Below are 21,303 nucleotides of genomic sequence, written 5' to 3'. Positions count from 1 at the left end.
CGTTCGATGTGACTGACGAGGAGTTGGGTGTCTGATGAGTGAGCAGCAGCTTCGCGACTACTTGCACCGGGTCACCGCCGACCTCAAGCGCACCCGCCGGTCACTGCGCCGCTACGAGGCCATGGCCACGGAGCCGATCGCGATCGTCGGCATGGCCTGCCGCTACCCGGGCGGTGTGCGCACCCCCGGGCAGCTGTGGGAGCTCGCGGTGTCCCAAGTGGACGCGATCACCGAGTTCCCCACCGACCGCGGCTGGGACCTGGCCTCGGTGCGAGACCGCCTGGCCACCGCGGCCAGCGGGTTCCTGCGGGACATCGACCGGTTCGACGCCGAGTTCTTCGGGATCAGCCCCCGGGAAGCGGTGGCGATGGACCCCCAGCAGCGGCTGCTGCTGGAGACGGCGTGGGAGGCGGTCGAGCGCGCGGGCATCGCTCCCGACTCCCTGCGGGGCAGTGACACCGGGGTGTTCGTGGGCACCTGTGCCCAGGACTATCCGGAACTGCTGCGGGACACCGTCGACCAGGTCGAGGGCTACGTCGGCACCGGTAGCGCCGCCAGTGTCATGTCGGGCCGGATCTCCTACACCCTCGGGCTGGAAGGCCCCTCCCTGACGGTGGACACCGCGTGTTCGGCATCCCTCGTCGCGCTCCACTCGGCAGTGCGCGCGCTCCGTGCCCGGGAGTGCTCGCTGGCGCTGACCGGCGGCGTGGTCGTGATGACCACGCTCTCGCCCTTCCTGGAGTTCACCAAACAGGGCGGCCTCGCTCCGGACGGCCGGTGCAAGTCGTTCTCCGACGACGCGGACGGCACGGCGTGGTCGGAGGGGGTGGGCATGCTCGCACTGCAACGACTCTCCGACGCCCAGCGCGACGGCCACGAGGTGCTGGCGGTGATCCGTGGCTCCGCCGTGAACTCCGACGGCGCCTCCAACGGCCTGAGCGCACCGAACGGCACCGCACAGCAGCAGGTCATCTGGAGCGCGCTGGAAAACTCCGGACTGGCACCCTCCGATGTGGACGCCGTGGAGGCGCATGGCACGGGCACCCGGCTGGGTGACCCGATCGAGGCCGGTGCGCTGCTCGCCACCTACGGTCAGGACCGCCGACGCCCGTTGCTGCTCGGCTCGTTGAAGTCGAACATCGGCCACTCCCAGGCGGCTGCCGGGGTCGGCGGCGTCATCAAGATGGTGGCGGCGCTGCGCGCGGGAGTACTGCCCGGGCTGCTCCACTTCTCGGCACCGTCCTCGCGTATCGACTGGGCGTCGGGTGCGGTCTCCCCGCTGGCGCACACGGCCGACTGGCCGGAGACCGGCCGGCCGCGACGTGCCGGAGTGTCGTCCTTCGGCGTGTCCGGCACCAACGCGCACGTCATCCTCGAGCAGGCGCCGGAACCCGAGACGCCCGAGCGGCCACTGCTCGCGGAGGACGATCAGGTCGTATGGCAGCTGTCCGGCAGGACTCTGCCCGCGCTGCGCGCCCAGGCACGAGCGCTGGCGGACCACCTCGAGGCCCGACCGGACCTCGGCTCGGCGGACCTGGCCTACTCCCTGGCGACCACACGCACACGGTTCGAGCACAGCGCGATCGTCGTCGGGGACCGGAAGGCCGCGCGCACCGCGTTCGAAGCCATGGCCCGCGGTGAAGAACCGGGTTCCGTCACGCTGTCCGCCGCCCGGGTCACCGACTCCCGTCCGGTGTTCGTGTTTCCGGGGCAGGGGTCGCAGTGGGTGGGGATGGCGGTGGAGTTGCTGGGGTCTTCTCCGGTGTTCGCTTCGGCGATGGAGGAGTGTGCGGGGGCGTTTGAGGGGTTGGTGGAGTGGTCGTTGGTGGAGGTGTTGGGGGATGAGGTGGCGTTGGGGCGGGTTGAGGTGGTGCAGCCGGTGTTGTTCGCGGTGATGGTGTCGTTGGCGCGGTTGTGGCGGTCTTTTGGGGTGGTGCCGTCCGCGGTGGTGGGTCATTCGCAGGGGGAGATCGCGGCGGCGTGTGTGGCGGGTGTGTTGTCGTTGGAGGACGCGGCGCGAGTGGTGTGCGTGCGGTCGAAGCTGATCGCGGAGAAACTCGCCGGGCGTGGCGGGATGGTGTCGGTCCCGCTCTCCCGGGCCGAGGTGGAGGGGCTGGTCGCACCCTTCGGTGAGGGGCTTGTGGTGGCGGCGGTGAACGGTCCTGAGTCGGTGGTGGTCTCGGGTACGCCGGAGGCGGTGACCGCTTTGCTGGAGCGGGAGTCACGGGCTCGCCGGATCGCGGTGGACTACGCCTCCCACTCCCCGATGGTGGAGGAGATCCGGGACGCGGTCCTGGCGGGTCTGCCCTCGGTGCGGCCGGTCGCCGCCGAGGTGCCGTTCTATTCGTCGGTGACGGGTGGCCGGGTCGATGGTGCTGAGTTGGGTGCGGAGTATTGGTTCCGCAACCTCCGGGAGCGGGTGGACTTTCATGGTGCGGTGTCGGGGCTGGTGGAGGGTGGGTTCCGGGTCTTCCTGGAGATGAGTCCGCATCCGGTGCTGACCACGTCGATCGAGGAGACGGCGGAGACCGTCGCGCTGGGCACCCTGCGCCGCGGCGAGGGAACACTCGACCGGATCCGCCTCTCGCTCGCCCTGGCGCACCAGCACGGGACCCCCGTGGACTGGAGCGCCGTCTTCCCCGACGCCGCTCGCGTGGAACTGCCCACGTACGCCTTCCAGCAGCAGCGCTTCTGGCCCCGTGCCGGTGCGACCTCGGTGGACGTCACCGCGGCGGGGTTGAGCGTTCCGGAGCATCCGCTGCTCGGGGCCGGGATCGAGCTGCCCGGTGACGACGGCTATCTGTTCACCGCCCGTCTGTCGCTCGGCACCCACCCTTGGCTGGCGGACCACGCCGTGGCCGGGACGGTGCTGCTGCCCGGGACCGCCCTGCTGGAGATGGTCATCCACGCGGGCGACGAGGTCGGCTGCCACCGGATCGACGAACTCGTGCTGGAGAAGCCGCTCGTCCTGTCGGAAGAGGGCAGTGTTCAGATACAGATCCGGGTGGACCGGCCCGCCGCCGACCACCGCAGGACCGTGCGTGTCTTCGCTCGCGGTGGAGCCACCTGGACGCAACACGCCTCCGGCACACTGTCCACCGGCGAGCACGAGGGCGGCGCCCCCGCGCCGTCGATCACATCCTGGCCGCCCCCGGGCGCGGAACGGATCGAGCCGGCGGGGGTGTACGACGACCTCGCCGCCGAGGGATACGGCTACGGCCCGGCATTCCGGGGCCTGAGCGCCGCGTGGCTCACCGAGGACGGGGCCTGCGCCGAGGTGGTCCTTCCCGAGCACGAGCGGGCCGAGGCGGGTGCCTTCGGGCTGCACCCCGCGCTGCTGGACGCCGTCCTGCACGCGACTAGCCTGCTGGGCAGCACACGTGTGCTGCCGTTCGCCTGGAGCGGGGTGCGCCTGTACGCGACCGGGGCCACCTCCCTGCGGGCCCGGCTGCGCGGCATCGGCCCGGACACCGTCGAGCTGACCGTCGTCGACCCCGCGGGCGCGCCGGTGCTGACCGCCGAATCCCTGGTGCTGCGCCGGCACACCGCTGTGGACTCCGTCCTCGACGCCCCGCTGTACCGGCTCGCCTGGCGGCCCGTGCCCGCCGACCCGGACCACGGGCGTACCGTCGTCGAGCTCGACCCGGGGACCTGGGCACTGCCCGACTCGGTCGCCGGTGTGGACGCGGCCGTGGTCCGCCTCGATCGGGCGGACGAGGAGATGCTGCCCGCCACCCATCAGCTCACGGCACGGGTGCTCGGCCTGCTGCGGGCCTGGCTGGCCGAGCCACGGCTCGACGATGTCTCGCTCATCTTCGTGACCGAGGGCGGCGTGGCCGTCGGTGACGAGGACGTCGTGCCCGCGGTGGCGGCCGCCCGCGGCCTGATCCGGTCCGCGCAGACCGAGAACACGGGCCGGTTCGTCCTGGTGGACACGGACGAGCCTGGTGTGCCGGACGAGCTGGTGTCGCGCGCGCTGGCCAGTGGCGAACCCCAGCTCGCGGTGCGTGACGGCGCCCTGCTCGCGGCCCGGCTGGCCGAGCCCGGTTCGCTGATGCCACCGCCCGGCCCGTCGTGGCGCCTGGAGACCATGCGCAAGGGCAGCCTCGACGACCTCGTCCTGGTGCCGTGGCCCCGCGCGGAGGAACCGCTCGGACCTCAGGAGGTCCGGGTCGACGTCCGGGCTGCCGGGGTCAACTTCCGCGATGTCTTCGACGCGCTGGGCATGAACCGACGTGCGGCCACTCCGCTGGGGGCCGAGGTGTCCGGTGTCGTGCTGGAGACCGGTTCGGATGTGTCCGGTCTGCGGCCCGGCGACCGCGTGTTCGGTCTGACCGTCGGCGCCTTCGGCCCGCTGACCGTCACCGACCACCGGCTGCTCGCGCCGATGCCCGACGACTGGACCTTCGCGCAGGCGGCGTCGGTGCCCGTCGTGTTCCTGACCGCCTACTACGGTCTGCTCGACCTGTCCGAGGTACGCGCGGGACAGTCCCTGCTGGTGCACGCGGGCGCGGGCGGCGTCGGCATGGCGGCCATCCAGCTCGCCCGGCACTGGGGGCTGGAGGTCTTCGCCACCGCCAGTGAACCCAAGCAGCACGTGCTGCGCTCGCTGGGCCTTCCAGACGACCACATCGCCTCCTCACGCACCCTCGACTTCGAGCGTCAGTTCCTGGAGGTCACCGGTGGCCGGGGCGTCGATGTCGTACTGAACTCGCTGGCCGGCGAGTTCGTGGATGCCTCGCTGCGGCTGCTGCCCAGGGGCGGGCGGTTCGCCGAGATGGGCAAGACCGACATCCGCACCGCGGTGCCGGACGGGATCGCCTACCGCGCCTTCGACCTGGCGGAGCTGGAGCCCGACGCCGTACAGGAGAGGCTGCGGGCCCTGCTCGACCTGTTCCACGACGGCGCGCTGCGGCCCCTGCCGGTGTCCACCTGGGACGTCCGGCACGGACGAGAGGCGTTCCGGTACATCAGCCGGGCCCAGCACATCGGCAAGGTCGTGCTGACCATGCCACGGCGCTGGAACCCGCGGGGCACCGTCCTGATCACCGGCGGCACCGGCGGCCTGGCCGCGTCACTGGCCCGTCATCTGGTGACCACGCGGGGCGTGCGGCATCTGCTCCTCGTCAGCCGGAGCGGACCGGACGCGCCCGGCGCGGCGCAACTGGTCGCGGAGCTGGCCGAATACGGGGCCGAGGCCCTGGTGCGCGCCTGCGACGTCGGCGACCGGACGGCGGTGGCGGACCTTCTCGCCACCCTTCCCGACCAGCATCCGCTGACCGCCGTCGTGCACGCGGCCGGGGTGCTCGACGACGGCGTGATCCAGTCGCTGACCCCCGAACGGCTGGCCACCAGCCTGGGCTCCAAGGCCGACGGCGGCTGGCACCTGCACGAGCTGACCAGAGACCTCGACCTCGCCGCGTTCGTGCTCTACTCCTCGGCCGCCGCCGTGATGGGCAGCGCGGGGCAGGGCAACTACGCCGCCGCCAACGCCTTTCTCGACGCGCTCGCCGCCCACCGCAAGGCCGCGGGCCTGCCCGCCACGTCGATCGCGTGGAGCCTGTGGGCCGAGGCGAGCGGCATGACCGGCGCGCTGACCGCACGGGACATCGACCGGATCGCCCGCTCCGGCCTGCCCGCGCTGTCCACCGACGAGGCGCTGGCCATGTTCGACGCGGCGGTGGCGCAGGACGAGCCCGCGGTCGCCGGGATGCGCCTGGACCTGCCGACCCTGCGGGCCGCAGCGTCGGCACCGCACATCCTGTGGGCACTGACCGGCACCACCGGCCGCAGGCACGCCGACTCCGACGAAGGCGCCCTCGTCGACCGTCTCGCCCGGATGGGGCCGCCGGACCGGGCCGCCGAGCTGACCAAGCTGGTGCGCGCGCAAGCCGCCGCGGTGCTCGGGCACTCCGACGAAGGGTCGCTGGAGGCCGACCGCCCGTTCAAATCGCTCGGCTTCGACTCGCTGACCGCCGTGGAACTGCGCAACCGGATCGGCACCCTGCTCGGCCTGCGACTGGCCTCCACCATCGTCTTCGACCACTCCTCGCCCACCGCACTGGCCGAGCACTTGTCCGCCCGCTTGGGCGGCGACCAGCCCCAGGAGAACCCGGTGCTCACCGAACTGGCCCGGCTGGAGGACGCCTTCGCCCGGTTCGACGGCGACCCGGCGATCCGCGAGCAGGTGATGCGCAGGCTGTCCGCACTGCTCGTGACCGACACCGAGGCCCAGGAAACCGATCTCGGCGAGGCCACCGACGAGGAAATGTTCGAGCTGCTCGGTAAGGAGTTCGGTATCTCATGACCAGCACAGAGGCCAAGCTGCGGCACTTCCTCAAGGAGACCACCGAGGACCTCCGGCGCACCCGGCGCCAACTGGACAAGCTGCTGGCCACCCGCAGCGAACCCATCGCGATCGTCGGCATGGCCTGCCGGTACCCCGGCGATGTGCGCAGCCCCGAGGAGTTGTGGGAACTCGTCGAGACCGGTGGCGACGCGATCACCGAATTCCCCACCGACCGGGGCTGGGGCGAGGTGCCGTCGAGCACCCGCTCCGGCGGGTTCCTGCCCGACGCGGCCGAGTTCGACGCGGCGTTCTTCGGGATGTCCCCCAGGGAGGCGCTGGCCACCGATCCGCAGCAGCGGCTGCTGCTGGAGCTGGCCTGGGAGGCGCTGGAGCGTGCCGGGATCGTGCCCGGCACCCTGCGCACCAGCCGGACCGGTGTGTTCATCGGCGCGCTGCACCAGGACTACCAGTCGGTACTCGACAAGGTTCCCGACCTGCCTCCCGGGTTCTCCTCGACGGGCAACGCGTCCAGCGTGATGTCCGGCCGGATCGCCTACACCCTGGGCCTTGAAGGCCCGGCGGTCACCGTCGACACGGCGTGCTCCTCGTCGCTGGTCGCCTTGCACCAGGCCACGCTGGCGCTGCGGTCGGGAGACTGCTCCCTGGCCCTGGCGGGCGGGGTGACCGTGATGTCCACGCCGTCGGCCTTCATCGACTTCACCCAGCAGGAAGGTCTGGCCCCCGACGGCCGCTGCAAGTCCTTCTCCGACGACGCGGACGGCACCAGCTTCTCCGAAGGCGCGGGTCTGCTCGTGCTGGAACGGCTGTCCGACGCCGAACGCAATGGACACCAGGTGCTGGCGCTGCTGCGGGGCTCGGCGGTCAACTCCGACGGCGCGTCCAACGGCCTCACCGCGCCCAATGGCTCCGCTCAGCGCCGAGTGCTCAGCAGCGCACTGGACAACGCCGGCCTGCGTCCCCCCGATGTGGATGTGATCGAGGCGCACGGAACCGGGACGCGGCTCGGCGACCCGATCGAGGCCAGTGCGCTGCTGGCCACTTACGGCCAGGACCGCGAGCAGCCCCTGCTGCTGGGCTCGTTGAAGTCGAACATCGGCCACACCCAGGCAGCGGCCGGGGTCGGCGGCGTCATCAAGATGGTGGCGGCGCTGCGGAGCGGGATCGTGCCGGCGACGCTGCACGTGAGCCGGGCCAGCTCCCGTGTGGACTGGGCGGACGGCGCCGTCGAACTCGTCACGGAAGCCCGGCCGTGGCCGGAGACGGGCCGACCACGGCGCGCCGGCGTGTCGTCCTTCGGTATCTCGGGCACCAACGCGCACGTGATCGTCGAGCAGGCCGCGCCGCGGCCGCAGGCCGAATCCCCGGGAGAGGGGCCGAGCCCGTGGGTGCTCTCCGGCCAGGACGCGTCGGCGCTGCGCGAGCAGGCGAGGCTGCTTGACGCGCACCTGAGGGGCCGCACACTGTCCGCGCGGGACATCGGCCGTGCCTTGGCCCTCTCGCGCACGCACTTCGCGCGGCGAGCCCTGGTCACCAGCCCTGAGGGCCTGCGCGCCCTGGCCGAGGGCGAACCCTCCGCGGACCTGGTGCAGGCAACGGCACTGCCCGCGGCCCGTCCGGTGTTCGTGTTTCCGGGGCAGGGGTCGCAGTGGGTGGGGATGGCGGTGGAGTTGCTGGGGTCTTCTCCGGTGTTCGCCGAGGCGATGGAGGAGTGTGCGGGGGCGTTTGAGGGGTTGGTGGAGTGGTCGTTGGTGGAGGTGTTGGGGGATGAGGTGGCGTTGGGGCGGGTTGAGGTGGTGCAGCCGGTGTTGTTCGCGGTGATGGTGTCGTTGGCGCGGTTGTGGCGGTCTTTTGGGGTGGTGCCGTCTGCGGTGGTGGGTCATTCGCAGGGGGAGATCGCGGCGGCGTGTGTGGCGGGTGTGTTGTCGTTGGAGGATGCGGCGCGGGTGGTGTGTGTGCGGTCGAGGTTGATCGGGGAGGGGCTTGCGGGGCGTGGCGGGATGGTGTCGGTCCCGCTCTCCCGGGCCGAGGTGGAGGGGCTGGTCGCGCCGTTCGGTGAGGGGCTTGTGGTGGCGGCGGTGAACGGTCCTGAGTCGGTGGTGGTCTCGGGTACGCCGGAGGCGGTGACCGCTTTGCTGGAGCGGGAGCCGCGGGCTCGGCGGATCGCGGTGGACTACGCCTCGCACTCCCCGATGGTGGAGGAGATCCGGGACGCGGTCCTGGCGGGTCTGCCCTCGGTGCGGCCGGTCGCCGCCGAGGTGCCGTTCTTCTCCGCCCTGCGGGGCGGGCAGATAGAACCCACGGGCCTCTCGGCCGACTACTGGTACACCAATCTGCGCGAGCCCGTCGACTTCGCAGGCGCCGTGTCGGCCCTGCTGGCGGCGGGCCACCAGGTGTTCCTGGAGATGAGCCCGCACCCCGTACTCACCATGAGCGTCGAGCAGACCGCGGACGCCGCCGGAGCGACGGTCGCCGCCCTGGGCACCCTGCGGCGCGGCGACGGTGGCCTGGGCCAGTTCGTCCGCGCGCTGGGCAGCGCCCATGTGCACGGCGTACCGGTCGACTGGAGCGCCGTCTTCCCAGAGGCACCCCGCGTGGACCTGCCCACGTACGCCTTCCAGCGCAGTCGCTTCTGGCCCACCGATCCTGCCGGCACCGTCGATACCGTCCCGGTGACCGAAGGCCCCCAGGACATGCTGGACCTGGTCCGCGGACACGTGGCGGCCGTGCTCGGCCATCGACGGGCCGCCGACGTACCGGCCGACCGCGCCTTCTCCGACCTCGGACTCGACTCACTGACCGCGACCCAGCTGCGTACGGCTCTCAGCGACGCGACCGGTCTCGACCTGCCGATCAGCCTAGCCTTCGACTACCCCACACCAGCCGCGGTCGCCGCGTTCCTGACCGGGGCCGCCGACACCCCGATCCGGCGCACCGTCGCCGCGGACGACGGCGACCCCGTGGTCATCGTCGGCATGGCGTGCCGGTACCCCGGTGGCGTCGCCGACCCCGAGGGGCTGTGGCGTCTCGTCGTCGATGAGCGGGACGTCGTGTCCGGGTTCCCGACCGATCGCGGCTGGGATCTCGACCAGCTGATGCTGACCAGCGCGACCACACAGGGCGGATTCCTGCACGACGCGGGCGGGTTCGACGCCGAGTTCTTCGGTATCAGCCCGCGTGAGGCGCTTGCCATGGACCCCCAGCAGCGCGTGCTGCTGGAGACGGCGTGGGAGGCGATCGAGAGGACCGGGATCGACCCGAGCACGTTGCGCGGCAGCGCGACGGGCGTGTTCGTGGGCGCGTCCCAGCAGGACTACCTGGGCGCGGCCGACGGCGAGGAGGCAGGGCTCGGCGGCCTGGTCCTCACCGGCAAGATGTCCGCCGTGCTGTCCGGCCGCATCGCGTACACGCTGGACCTCAAGGGGCCCGCGGTCACGGTGGACACCGCGTGTTCGTCGTCGCTGGTCGCGCTGCACACGGCCGCCCAATCCGTGCGCAGCGGGGAGAGCGCCCTCGCCCTGGCGGGTGGTGTGGCCGTGATGGCGACGCCGTTCGCCTACGAGGAGTTCACCCATCAGGGCGGGCTGGCCGCGGACGGCCGGTGCAAAGCGTTCTCGGCGGACGCGGACGGCACCGGCTGGGCCGAGGGCGCCGGTTTCGTGGTGCTGGAACGGCTGTCCGCGGCCACCCGCAACGGACACCGGGTGCTCGCCGTGCTGCGTGGCTCGGCGGTCAACCAGGACGGCGCGTCCAACGGTCTGTCCGCTCCCAATGGGGTGGCACAGCAGCGGGTGATCCGGCAGGCACTGGCGAACGCGCGCCTGCGCCCGCAGGACATCGACATGGTCGAGGCACACGGCACCGGCACGGTGCTCGGCGACCCCATCGAGGCCAACGCCCTGATCGCCGCGTACGGCCAGGACCGTGAACAGCCGCTGTGGCTGGGCTCGATGAAGTCGAACATCGGCCATGCCGCCGCGGCGGCGGGCATCGGCGGCGTGATCAAGACGGTGTCCGCCCTGGCGCACCGGGTCATGCCACGCACCCTGCACGTGACCGAACCGGCGTCCACCGTGGACTGGCCGACTGGGGTCCGGGTGCTGACCGAGACACTGCCGTGGCCGGAGGCCGACAGGCCGCGACGTGCCGGAGTGTCCTCATTCGGCGTGTCCGGCACCAACGCGCACGTCATCCTCGAACAGGGACCCGACCTCCCTGACGAGGCGCCTGCCGTCGACGCCGGGCCGACCAGTGTGCCCTGGCCGCTGTCCGGACGCACCCCCGACGCCCTGCGGGCACAGGCGGCCCGCCTGGCCGAGCACCTCCGCGACCACCCCGACCTGCGTCCGGTCGATGTGGGCCTGTCGCTCACGACCTCGCGCACCGATCTCCCCTGCCGTGCCGTGGCCTTCGGTCCGGACGAACTCGACCGGCTCGCCACCCAGGACCGGGCCATGCGCACCTTCGACTCCCGTCCGGTGTTCGTGTTTCCGGGGCAGGGGTCGCAGTGGGTGGGGATGGCGGTGGAGTTGCTGGGGTCTTCTCCGGTGTTCGCTTCGGCGATGGAGGAGTGTGCGGGGGCGTTTGAGGGGTTGGTGGAGTGGTCGTTGGTGGAGGTGTTGGGGGATGAGGTGGCGTTGGGGCGGGTTGAGGTGGTGCAGCCGGTGTTGTTCGCGGTGATGGTGTCGTTGGCGCGGTTGTGGCGGTCTTTTGGGGTGGTGCCGTCCGCGGTGGTGGGTCATTCGCAGGGGGAGATCGCGGCGGCGTGTGTGGCGGGTGTGTTGTCGTTGGAGGATGCGGCGCGGGTGGTGTGTGTGCGGTCGAGGTTGATCGGGGAGGGGCTTGCGGGGCGTGGCGGGATGGTGTCGGTCCCGCTCTCCCGGGCCGAGGTGGAGGGGCTGGTCGCGCCGTTCGGTGAGGGGCTTGTGGTGGCGGCGGTGAACGGTCCTGAGTCGGTGGTGGTCTCGGGTACGCCGGAGGCGGTGACCGCTTTGCTGGAGCGGGAGCCGCGGGCTCGCCGGATCGCGGTGGACTACGCCTCCCACTCCCCGGTGGTGGAGTCGATTCGCGAGGGTGTGCTGGAGGGGCTGGCGGAGGTTGGCGCGGTGCCGGGTTCGGTGCCGTTCTATTCGTCGGTGACGGGTGGCCGGGTCGATGGTGCTGAGTTGGGTGCGGAGTATTGGTTCCGCAACCTCCGGGAGCGGGTGGACTTTCATGGTGCGGTGTCGGGGCTGGTGGAGGGTGGGTTCCGGGTCTTCCTGGAGATGAGTCCGCATCCGGTGCTGACCACGTCGATCGAGGAGACGGCGGAGACCGTCGCGCTGGGCACCCTGCGCCGCGGCGAGGGAACACTCGACCGTGTGCACCGGGCGCTGGGGGAGGCGTATGCGCACGGCGTGTCCGTCGACTGGCGGCCCGCCTACCCCGGCGCCCGCGTGGTCGACCTGCCCACCTACGCCTTCCAGCACCAGCACTTCTGGGTCACCTCGCCCCGTGACCGCACCTCCGTCGCGGACCGCTGGCGCCACCGGGTCGGCTGGTCCCCGTTGCCCGAGCCCGCGGCCGTCGCCGAACCGGGACGCTGGCTCGTGCTCGGCGCCACCGGCACCGCATGGACCGACTCGGTCGTGCGGGCGCTCGGTGAACGGGCCGTCCAGGTGCCCGCGGAGGCACCGCGCGCGGAGCTCGCCGAGCGGCTGAGCGCTCAGGCGCCGGTCGATGGAGTCGTCCTCACACCCGAGACGCCCGTGGAAGCCGCGACCATGCTGCAGGCCCTCGACGACGCCGGAGTGGCCACGCCGATCTGGATCGCCACCCGCGCCGCGGTGGCCGTCGACTCCGCCGACCCGCGGCCGCGGGTCGACCAGGCGGGCGTGTGGGGGCTGGGCCGGGTCGCCTCCTGGGAGTACCCCACGCACTGGGGCGGCCTGGTCGATCTCCCTCAGGACCTGGACGAGTCGGCAGTCGGCAGGCTGCGGTCCCTGCTCGCCGAGGAGAAGGCCGAGAACCAGGTCGCGATCCGGTCCACCGGGCTGTACGGACGCAGGCTCGTCCGCGCGGCTCCCGAGGCGCCTGCCCGAGCCTGGACACCCGAGGGAACCGTCCTGATCACCGGTGGCACCGGCGGGCTCGGAGCGGAAATCGCCTGCTGGGCCGCGGGCCGTGGCGCCGACCACCTCATCCTGCTCAGCCGCCGCGGGCCCGACGCCCCCGGTGCCGAGGCGCTGCGCGAGACGTGCGAACAGGCCGGTGCCCGTGTCACGTTCGTCGCGGCGGACGTCGCCGACCGGGAGCAGATGGCCGCCGTGCTCGACGAGCATCCGGTCACCAGCGTCTTCCACCTGGCCGCGAGCCTCGACGACGGTGTGCTGGACAGGCTCACCTCCGACAGCTTCGCCGCGGTCGCGGCGGCCAAGGTGCGCGGGGCACAGGTGCTGGACGAGCTGACGCGCGGTCGCGGCCTGTCCGCCTTCGTGCTGTTCTCCTCGATATCCGGGGTGTTCGGGGTGCCCGGTCTCGGTGCGTACGCGTCGGCGAACGCCATGCTCGACGCCCTTGCCGTATCCCGCCGCGCGGCCGGCGAACACGCCCTGGCCGTGGCCTGGGGCGCCTGGGCGGGCGAGGGCCTGGCCACGCATGTGGTCGGCGACGAACGGCTGCGCCGCATGGGCCTGACCGCCATGCCAGCCAAGGCCGCGCTGACCGCACTGGAACACGCGCTCAACCGCGAGGACGCCACCATCGCCGTGTTCGACGCCGACTGGGACCGCGTGCCGTCCCACACCCGCGACGGCCTGGGCACCTTGCTGCACGAACTGCCCGAGGCCCGCCGCCCGGCGGCCGCCTCCCGACCCGACGCCGCCGACCTGCGCACCCTGCTCACCGGGCTCGACGCGGCGCAGCGCACCGCGAAGCTGCGGGACGTCGTCCGTGCCGAGGTCGCGGACGTGCTCGGCCACGACGACACGGCGGTCATCGACCCGCGCCGACCCTTCGCCGAACTCGGCTTCGACTCGCTCACGTCGGTACGGCTGCGCAACCGGCTCACCCAACTCACCGGCCTGAGTATGGCCGTCACCGCGGTGTTCGACTTTCCCACGGTGACCGAACTCGGCGAGCACCTGGCAGGACGACTCGGCGGCGACGGCCTCGACGCCGGGAAACTGCTGGTCCGTCTGGAATCCCTGCTCGACGAAGCGGGGCCGGACGACGTGGACACCCTGCTGAGCGGTATGGAGGCACTGCTCGGCACCCGACGCCCGCGGGCACTCGCCACAGGCCACTTCGCCTCGTCGAGCGACGAGGAGATGTTCAGCTTCATCGACCAGGACCACGCCCAGCCGCGCAACTGACTGTGCGACACACCCTGGGTCCGCGTCGCCTCGCTCACGCCCCAACCCCCACCGCCTCACCTCGCTCATGCGCCATCCCAAGGAGATTCCCGCGATGACCGCTGTCGACAACCAGATCCGCGCCTACCCGTTCGGCCCGCAACACGGACTCGACGAGGACCCCGCGTACGAAGAGGCCCGCCGTGCCGGGACGCTGACCAGGGTGCAGATGCCCTACGGCGGCCCGGGCTGGCTGGTCACCCGTTACGACGACATCAAGGTCGTGCTCTCCGACCCCCGGTTCAGCCGCACGGCCACCCTGGGGAAGGACGTCGCACGCAGTACGCCCGCCATCGAGACCGACATGTCCATCCTCTCCATGGACCCGCCCGAGCACACGCGGCTGCGCAGGCTGGTGGCGCAGGCGTTCACCGTGCGCCAGGTCGAGCGGCTGCGCCCGGCGATCGACGAGATCATCAACGATCTGCTGGACCGGATCGAGGCGGACGGCACCACGGCGGATCTGGCCCGGTCGCTGACCTGGCCGCTGCCGGTGCGGGTGATCTGCCAGCTGCTCGGTGTGCCGATCGCCGACCACCCGAGGTTCGCCCAGTGGACCGACGACATCATGTCGGTGGCCTCCGAAGACCTCGAACTGATCGTCAAGGCCAGGGACGGCCTCATCGCCTACCTCGCCGAGCTGATCGCCCAGCGCCGCGCTGAGCCCGCCGACGACCTGCTGAGCGGGCTGGTTCTGGCCAGGGACCAGGACGAGCGGCTCAGCGAGCAGGAACTCGTCGTGTTCGGCATGACCCTGCTGCTCGCCGGGCACGAGACCACGGCCAATCAGGTCGGCAACTTCCTCTATCTGCTGCTGAGCCGCCCCGAACGGTGGCAGCGGCTGGTCGACGACCCGAGCTTGGTGCCCCAGGCCGTCGAGGAGCTTCTGCGCTACACCCCGCTCGCCGCGGCGGGCAACTTCCCCCGGATGGCCGTCGAGGACGTCGAGCTCGGCGGCACCCTCGTCCGGGCGGGAGACGTGGTGGTCGTCCACATGGCCGCGGGTAACCGGGATGCCGGCGTGTTCGAGCGTCCCGACGAGATCGACTTCGACCGCGACGCGCGGGCCCACATCGCCTTCGGCCACGGCGCACACCACTGTCTGGGCGCCCAACTGGCCAGGGTGGAACTTCAGATGGTCCTCACCGCCCTGGTGCGCCGATTCCCCGGACTGCGCCTGGCCGTCCCCGCCGACGAGGTGCCGTGGCGGACCGAACGGCTCGTGAACGGCGTCAGCGCGCTGCCGGTCACCTGGTGACCCCGCGACCACGGCAACCCACACAGCACACGCGACCAAGGACTCGGGCGGATGGCTGACCACGACAAGCTTCGCGACTATCTGCGGCTGGCGACCTCTGAGCTGCACACCTTGCGCACCCGGGTGCGCGAGCTGGAGTCCGCGGTACCGGAACCGGTCGCCATCGTGGGCATGGCCTGCCGGTATCCCGGCGGGGTGCGCACTCCCGAGGACCTGTGGGACCTGGTGGCCGGCGGTGTGGACGCCACCTCGGACTTCCCCGGCGACCGCGGATGGCGGCTCGCCCCCGGCGACAGCCTGACCGAGCGCGGGGCCTTCCTCGACGACGCGGGCGATTTCGACCCGGCGTTCTTCGGGGTGTCACCGCGAGAGGCACGGGGGATGGACCCGCAGCAGCGCCTCGCGCTGGAGGTGGCCTGGGAGTCGCTGGAAAACGCCGGAATACTCCCGGAGACGCTGCACGGCGGGTCGACGGGGGTGTTCGTCGGTGCCTCCTACCAGGGGTACGACACGCTTGCCGACGACACGTCGGAGGTCATGATCGGCAACGTGTCCAGCGTGATATCGGGGCGCATCGCCTACACGCTCGGTTTGGGAGGTCCGGCGCTCACCATCGACACCGCCTGCTCGTCCTCGCTGGTGGCGCTGCACCTGGCATGCGAGTCGCTGCGCCGGGGGGAGTGCGATCTCGCCCTGGCCGGTGGCGTCGCGGTGCAGGCGCTTCCCGCGCTGTTCGTGGAGTTCTCGCGGCAGCGGGGGTTGGCGGTGGATGGTCGGTGCAAGTCGTTCGCGGAGGCCGCGGATGGTACCGGCTTCTCCGAGGGTGCGGGGTTGGTGGTGGTGCAGCGGTTGTCGGATGCGGTGGCTGCGGGGCGTCGGGTGTTGGCGGTGGTGCGGGGTTCTGCGGTGAATCAGGACGGGGCGTCGAATGGGTTGACGGCGCCGTCGGGTCCTGCGCAGGAGCGGGTGATTCGTGGGGCGTTGGCGGCGGGTGGGTTGTCGGTGGGGGATGTGGATGTGGTGGAGGGGCATGGGACGGGGACGGTGTTGGGGGATCCGATCGAGGCGGGTGCGTTGGTGCGGACGTACGGGAGCCGTTCGGGTGGTGGGCCGGTGTGGTTGGGGTCGGTGAAGTCGAATATCGGTCATACGCAGGCGGCGGCGGGTGTGGCTGGTGTGATCAAGATGGTGATGGCGTTGCGGCATGGGGTGCTGCCGCGGTCGTTGCATGTGGACGCTCCGTCGTCGAAGGTGGAATGGGGCTCGGTCCAGGTGCTGAGGGAGGCCCGTGCGTGGCCTGGGGTGGACCGCCCCCGCCGCGCCGCCGTCTCCTCCTTCGGAGTGTCGGGAACGAACGCGCACCTCGTCCTGGAGGAGACAGCGGAGGAACCGGTTCGGGAGGCCCCGGTCGACGCCGGCGTGCTGCCGTATCCCCTCTCCGCTCGCAACGACGCCGGAGTCCGGGAGCAGGCACGGCGGCTGCACGGACACCTCGAACGCCATCCCGACGTCGCCCTCGCGGACATCGCCCACTCGCTCGCCACCACACGGACCGCCTTCGCACACCGTGCGGTGGTGCTCGCCGCACGCCGCCCGGAACTGGCCGGACGGCTCGACGCCTGCGCCGCCGGTGAGCCGCACAACGACGTGGTCACCGGGAAGGTCGTCTCCGAAGGCGGACCCGTCTTCGTGTTTCCGGGGCAGGGGTCGCAGTGGGTGGGGATGGCGGTGGAGTTGCTGGGGTCTTCTCCGGTGTTCGCCGAGGCGATGGAGGAGTGTGCGGGGGCTTTCCAGGGGTTGGTGGAGTGGTCGTTGGTGGAGGTGTTGGGGGATGAGGTGGCCTTGGGGCGGGTTGAGGTGGTGCAGCCGGTGTTGTTCGCGGTGATGGTGTCGTTGGCGCGGTTGTGGCGGTCTTTTGGTGTGGAACCGTCCGCGGTGGTGGGTCATTCGCAGGGGGAGATCGCGGCGGCGTGTGTGGCGGGTGTGTTGTCGTTGGAGGACGCGGCGCGAGTGGTGTGTGTGCGGTCGAAGCTGATCGGGGAGGGGCTCGCCGGGCGTGGCGGGATGGTGTCGGTGGCGTTGCCCATGGCCGAGGTGGAGGAACTGGTCGCACCCTTCGGTGAGGGGCTTGTGGTGGCGGCGGTGAACGGCCCTGAGTCGGTGGTGGTCTCGGGTACGCCGGAGGCGGTGACCGCTTTGGTGGAGCGGGAGCCACGGGCCCGACGTATCGCGGTGGACTACGCCTCCCACTCCCCGATGGTCCAGAGCATGTGCGAGGACGTGCTGAAGGCACTGGCGCCGATCGCCCCGGCCACGGGCACGGTCCCGGTCTACAGCTCGGTGACCGGTGGCCCGGTCGACGGATCGACCATGGACGCGGAGTACTGGTTCGCCAACCTGCGAGAGCCGGTGGACTTCGCCGGGGCGGTGTCGGCGCTGCTGGCCGACGGCTTCCGGGCGTTCGTCGAGCTGAGTGCGCACCCGGTACTGACCACGGCCGTCGAGCAGACCGCCACCGCCTCGGACACCGAGATCGCCGTCGTGGGCACGTTGCGCAGGCAGTCCGGTGGACGGACACAGTTTCTGCGGGCCTTGGCCGGAGCCCACGTTTCCGGAGTCGAGGTGGACTGGAGCCCGGTGTTCCCCACCGGCGTCCGCCAGGTGGAACTTCCCACGTACCCGTTCGCCAACGAACGGTTCTGGCTGGACGGGAGCTCCGCCCGCGGTGATGTGTCCACGGTTGGCCTGGCCGCGGTGGACCACGGACTGCTCGGTGCGAGGGCGGACATGGCGGGTTCCGGCGAGATCGTGCTGTCCGGGGCGCTCTCGCTCCTGACGCATCCATGGCTGGCCGACCACACGGTGCGCGGCTCGGTGATCCTGCCCGGTGCCGCCTTCGTCGAACTGGCCGTCCGGGCGGGCGACGAGGTCCACCGCCCGGACGTCGAGGAGCTCACCCTCCACGCACCGCTGGTCGTCCCGGCGGGGGAGCGGGTCGAGGTACAGGTGTCGGTCACCACCGACGGCCATGTCCAGGTCCACTCCCGTACGGCGGGTTCGGACTGGACGTACCACGCGAGCGCGCTCACGACCGACCGCGCGGAGGAGGCCCAGGTCTGGCGGAGCTGGCCGCCGGAACCGGCGGAAGCGGTGGATATCAAGCGGTTCTACGAGACGCTGGCGGGCGATGGCCTGGGATACGGCCCCGCCTTCCGGGGCGTGCGGGCCATGTGGCGCTCCGCGGACGCCTTCTACGCCGAGGTGGCTTTGCCGGACGAGGTGCCGGCGACCGCGTTCGTGCTGCACCCGGCACTGCTCGACGCCGCACTGCAGGTGATGGCCTTCGGAGCGTCGGAGCCCGGCCGCACATCCCTTCCCTTCGCCTGGTCGGGGGTTCGGGTACACGCCTCGGGGGCCCGGTCACTGCGGGTGCGCATCGCCGCGACGCCATCCGGTGACATCTCGCTGCTGGCCACAGATCCGGCGAACGCACCGGTGGTCACCGTGGACCGCCTGCGCTCCCGTCCGCTCCGTACCGGCGAACCCGATCCGGCACCGGACGGCCTGCTGTCCCGCCTCGACTGGACACCCGTGGACGGCCCGTCGGCCGAGGACCCCGGCCCCTTCGTGATGTACGAATGCGAGGCCATGGACGCACCGGTCGAGGTGGCGAGTCGGGCCCTGGAGGCCGTCCAGGGGTGGCTGCTGAACGAGGGCCGTCCGGACTCCCGTCTCGTCGTGGTGACGCGCGGCGCCGTGTCGACCGGTCCCGGCGACACCCTGTCCGCTCTCCAGCAGACTCCGGTGTGGGGCCTGGTGCGCTCGGCGCAGACCGAACACCCCGGGCGGCTGGTCCTCGTCGACATCGACGACGAGTCCGCCCACGTGTTGCCCGCCGCCCTCGCGACCGGTGAGCCGCAGCTCGCCCTGCGCCGCGGTGCGGTTCTGGCCCCCCGGCTCGTGCCCGCCCGGAGCGACGGTGACATCCCGCGGATCCCGGCCGACTCGGCGGTCCTCGTCACCGGTGGCACCACTGGACTGGGCGCCCTCGTGGCGCGGCATCTGGCCGGGACGCACGGCGTCCGCCACCTGGTCCTCGTCAGCCGCTCCGGGCCGCGGGCCGACGGTGTGGCCGAGCTGGTCGCCGAACTCGGTGCACTGGGCGCGACGGCCGACGTGGTGGCCTGCGACATCGCCGACCGGGACCAGGTCCGGGCGCTGCTCGACGGCATCGACGCGTTCCCGCTCGCCGGTGTCGTGCACGCCGCGGCCGTGCTCGACGACGGAATCGTCACCTCGATGACCCCGGACCGGCTGCGCACCGTCGCCGCACCGAAGATCGACGGGGCGTTGAACCTGCACCGGCTGACCGAGGGCATGGACCTCGCGCTGTTCGTGTTGTTCTCCTCGGCGGCCGGGACTCTCGGCTCTCCGGGGCAGGCGAACTACGCGGCGGCCAACACCTTCCTCGACGCGCTCGCCACCCAGCGGCGCGCGGCCGGGCTCGCCGCGCACTCCCTCGCCTGGGGCCTGTGGGAACAGGCGACAACGCTGACCGCCCCGGTCAAAGGCACCCGCCCCCAGGCCGCGGTCGGCGCCCTGTCCACGGCCGAGGGCCTTGCGCTGTTCGACCGTGCGCTGGCCGGTGTCGACCCGGTGACGGTGCCCGCGCGCAGGACACCGGTCGCCCGTGGCCCCGTGCGACCGACCGCCGCGGTCGCGGTCGCCGAGCCGGACTTCGCCGCCCGGATGGGCGCTTTGAGCTCGGCCGAGCGCAAACGGGAACTGCTGAGGCTGGTGCGCGAGCAGGCCGCGGCCATTCTCGGATTCGCCCGGCGCGACGAAATCGACCCCCAACGGCCGTTCCTCAACGCCGGATTCGACTCGCTCACCGCCGTGGATCTGCGCAACCGGCTCAACACGGTCACCGGCCTGCGGCTGCCACCCGCCACGACCTTCGACTTCCCCACGCCCGACGCCCTCGCCGGGAAGATGGCCGAGGAACTGGCCTCGGAGACGGGCACCGAGCAGGCGCTGCTGGCCGCGCTCGACCAGCTTGAGGCGGCACTCGCCGCGCCGTCGACCGACGCGGCGCTGCGCACCGTCCTGGCCGACCGCCTCGCCCGGCTGCAGGCGCACAGCGCACCGGCCCGGCAGCCCGCCGCGGAGCTGCGGACGGCGAGCGCCGGCGAACTCCTCGACTTCATCCACAACGAACTCGGCATGAAGTAGAGCCCTTCCTGCCACTCTCACAGACAGGCCCCGTGTCATGCCGAACGAGGAAGAACTGCTCAACCACCTGCGCTGGGTCACGGCCGAGCTGCACGAGACCCGGCAGCGTCTGCAGGAGCGCGAGTCGGCCATTGGTGAACCCCTCGCGATCGTGGGCATGTCGTGCCGCTATCCGGGCGGGATCAGCTCACCCGAACAGCTGTGGCAGCTCGTCATCGACGAACGCGACGCCATCACAGCGCTGCCGACCGACCGGGGCTGGGCCCTGGACGGGCTCTTGGACGACGACCCCGCCAGCCGTGGCAAGTCCTACGTGGCACGCGGCGGCTTCCTCACCGATGGCGACTGGTTCGACGCCGAGCACTTCGGCATGTCGCCCAGGGAGGCGCTGGCCACCGACCCGCAACACCGGGTGCTGCTGGAATTGGCGTGGGAGGCCCTGGAGCGATCGGGTATCGCCCCGGACTCGCTGCGTGGCAGCCGGACCGGTGTGTTCACCGGGGTCATGTACCACAACTACGCCGACCGCCTGACCAGGCCGCCCGAGGAGCTGGAGGGCTATCTCGGCACCGGCAACTCCGGTGGCGTCGCCTCCGGCCGGATCGCCTACAGCCTGGGCCTGGAAGGGCCCGCCATGACACTCGACACCACCTGCTCGTCCTCGCTGGTGGCGTTGCACCTGGCGGGCGACTCGCTGCGCAAGGGCGAATGCGACCTCGCCCTCGTGGGCGGAGCGACGCAGATGTTCACGCCCGCCGCCTTCGTGGAGTTCTCGCGGCAGCGGGGGTTGGCGGTGGATGGTCGGTGCAAGTCGTTCGCGGAGGCCGCGGATGGTACCGGCTGGTCCGAGGGTGCGGGGTTGGTGGTGGTGCAGCGGTTGTCGGATGCGGTGGCTGCGGGGCGTCGGGTGTTGGCGGTGGTGCGGGGTTCTGCGGTGAATCAGGACGGGGCGTCGAATGGGTTGACGGCGCCGTCGGGTCCTGCGCAGGAGCGGGTGATTCGTGGGGCGTTGGCGGCGGCTGGGTTGTCGGTGGGGGATGTGGATGTGGTGGAGGGGCATGGGACGGGGACGGTGTTGGGGGATCCGATCGAGGCGGGTGCGTTGGTGCGGACGT

At 71.8% G+C, this 21,303-nt stretch carries 4 protein-coding genes and 1 pseudogene; all 5 read left to right on the top strand.

The features are described from left to right. Nucleotides 1-31: 31 nt before the first annotated feature. Nucleotides 32-6,307, top strand: a complete 6,276-nt coding sequence (locus ACFYOY_RS28220) for an SDR family NAD(P)-dependent oxidoreductase (protein ID WP_388590481.1) — start codon at nucleotides 32-34, stop codon at nucleotides 6,305-6,307. Beyond that, nucleotides 6,304-13,659, top strand: a complete 7,356-nt coding sequence (locus ACFYOY_RS28215) for an SDR family NAD(P)-dependent oxidoreductase (protein WP_388590360.1) — start codon at nucleotides 6,304-6,306, stop codon at nucleotides 13,657-13,659. Before ACFYOY_RS28220 ends, ACFYOY_RS28215 begins: the two co-directional genes overlap by 4 nt. 94 nt (nucleotides 13,660-13,753) lie before the next feature. Beyond that, nucleotides 13,754-14,956, top strand: coding sequence for a cytochrome P450 (locus ACFYOY_RS28210; RefSeq protein WP_388590358.1), 1,203 nt, complete (start codon nucleotides 13,754-13,756; stop codon nucleotides 14,954-14,956). A 75-nt stretch (nucleotides 14,957-15,031) separates the two neighbouring features. Beyond that, nucleotides 15,032-20,188: pseudogene (locus tag ACFYOY_RS28205) on the top strand (type I polyketide synthase); the annotation flags it as partial. Nucleotides 20,189-20,225: 37 nt separating this feature from the next. Then, nucleotides 20,226-21,303, top strand: a 1,078-nt coding sequence (locus ACFYOY_RS28200) for a beta-ketoacyl synthase N-terminal-like domain-containing protein (RefSeq protein WP_388590356.1), incomplete at its 3' end; no start/stop codon positions are given.

The organism is Streptomyces sp. NPDC007875 (assembly GCF_042868035.1).
GTDB lineage: Bacteria > Actinomycetota > Actinomycetes > Streptomycetales > Streptomycetaceae > Streptomyces > Streptomyces antimycoticus.
This window is presented reverse-complemented; position numbering and strand designations above follow the sequence as displayed.

Coding starts and splice junctions, on each gene's coding strand:
- ACFYOY_RS28215 (WP_388590360.1), top strand. CDS start 6,304: ATGACCAGCACAGAGGCCAAGCTGCGGCACTTCCTCAAGGAGACCACC.
- ACFYOY_RS28210 (WP_388590358.1), top strand. CDS start 13,754: ATGACCGCTGTCGACAACCAGATCCGCGCCTACCCGTTCGGCCCGCAA.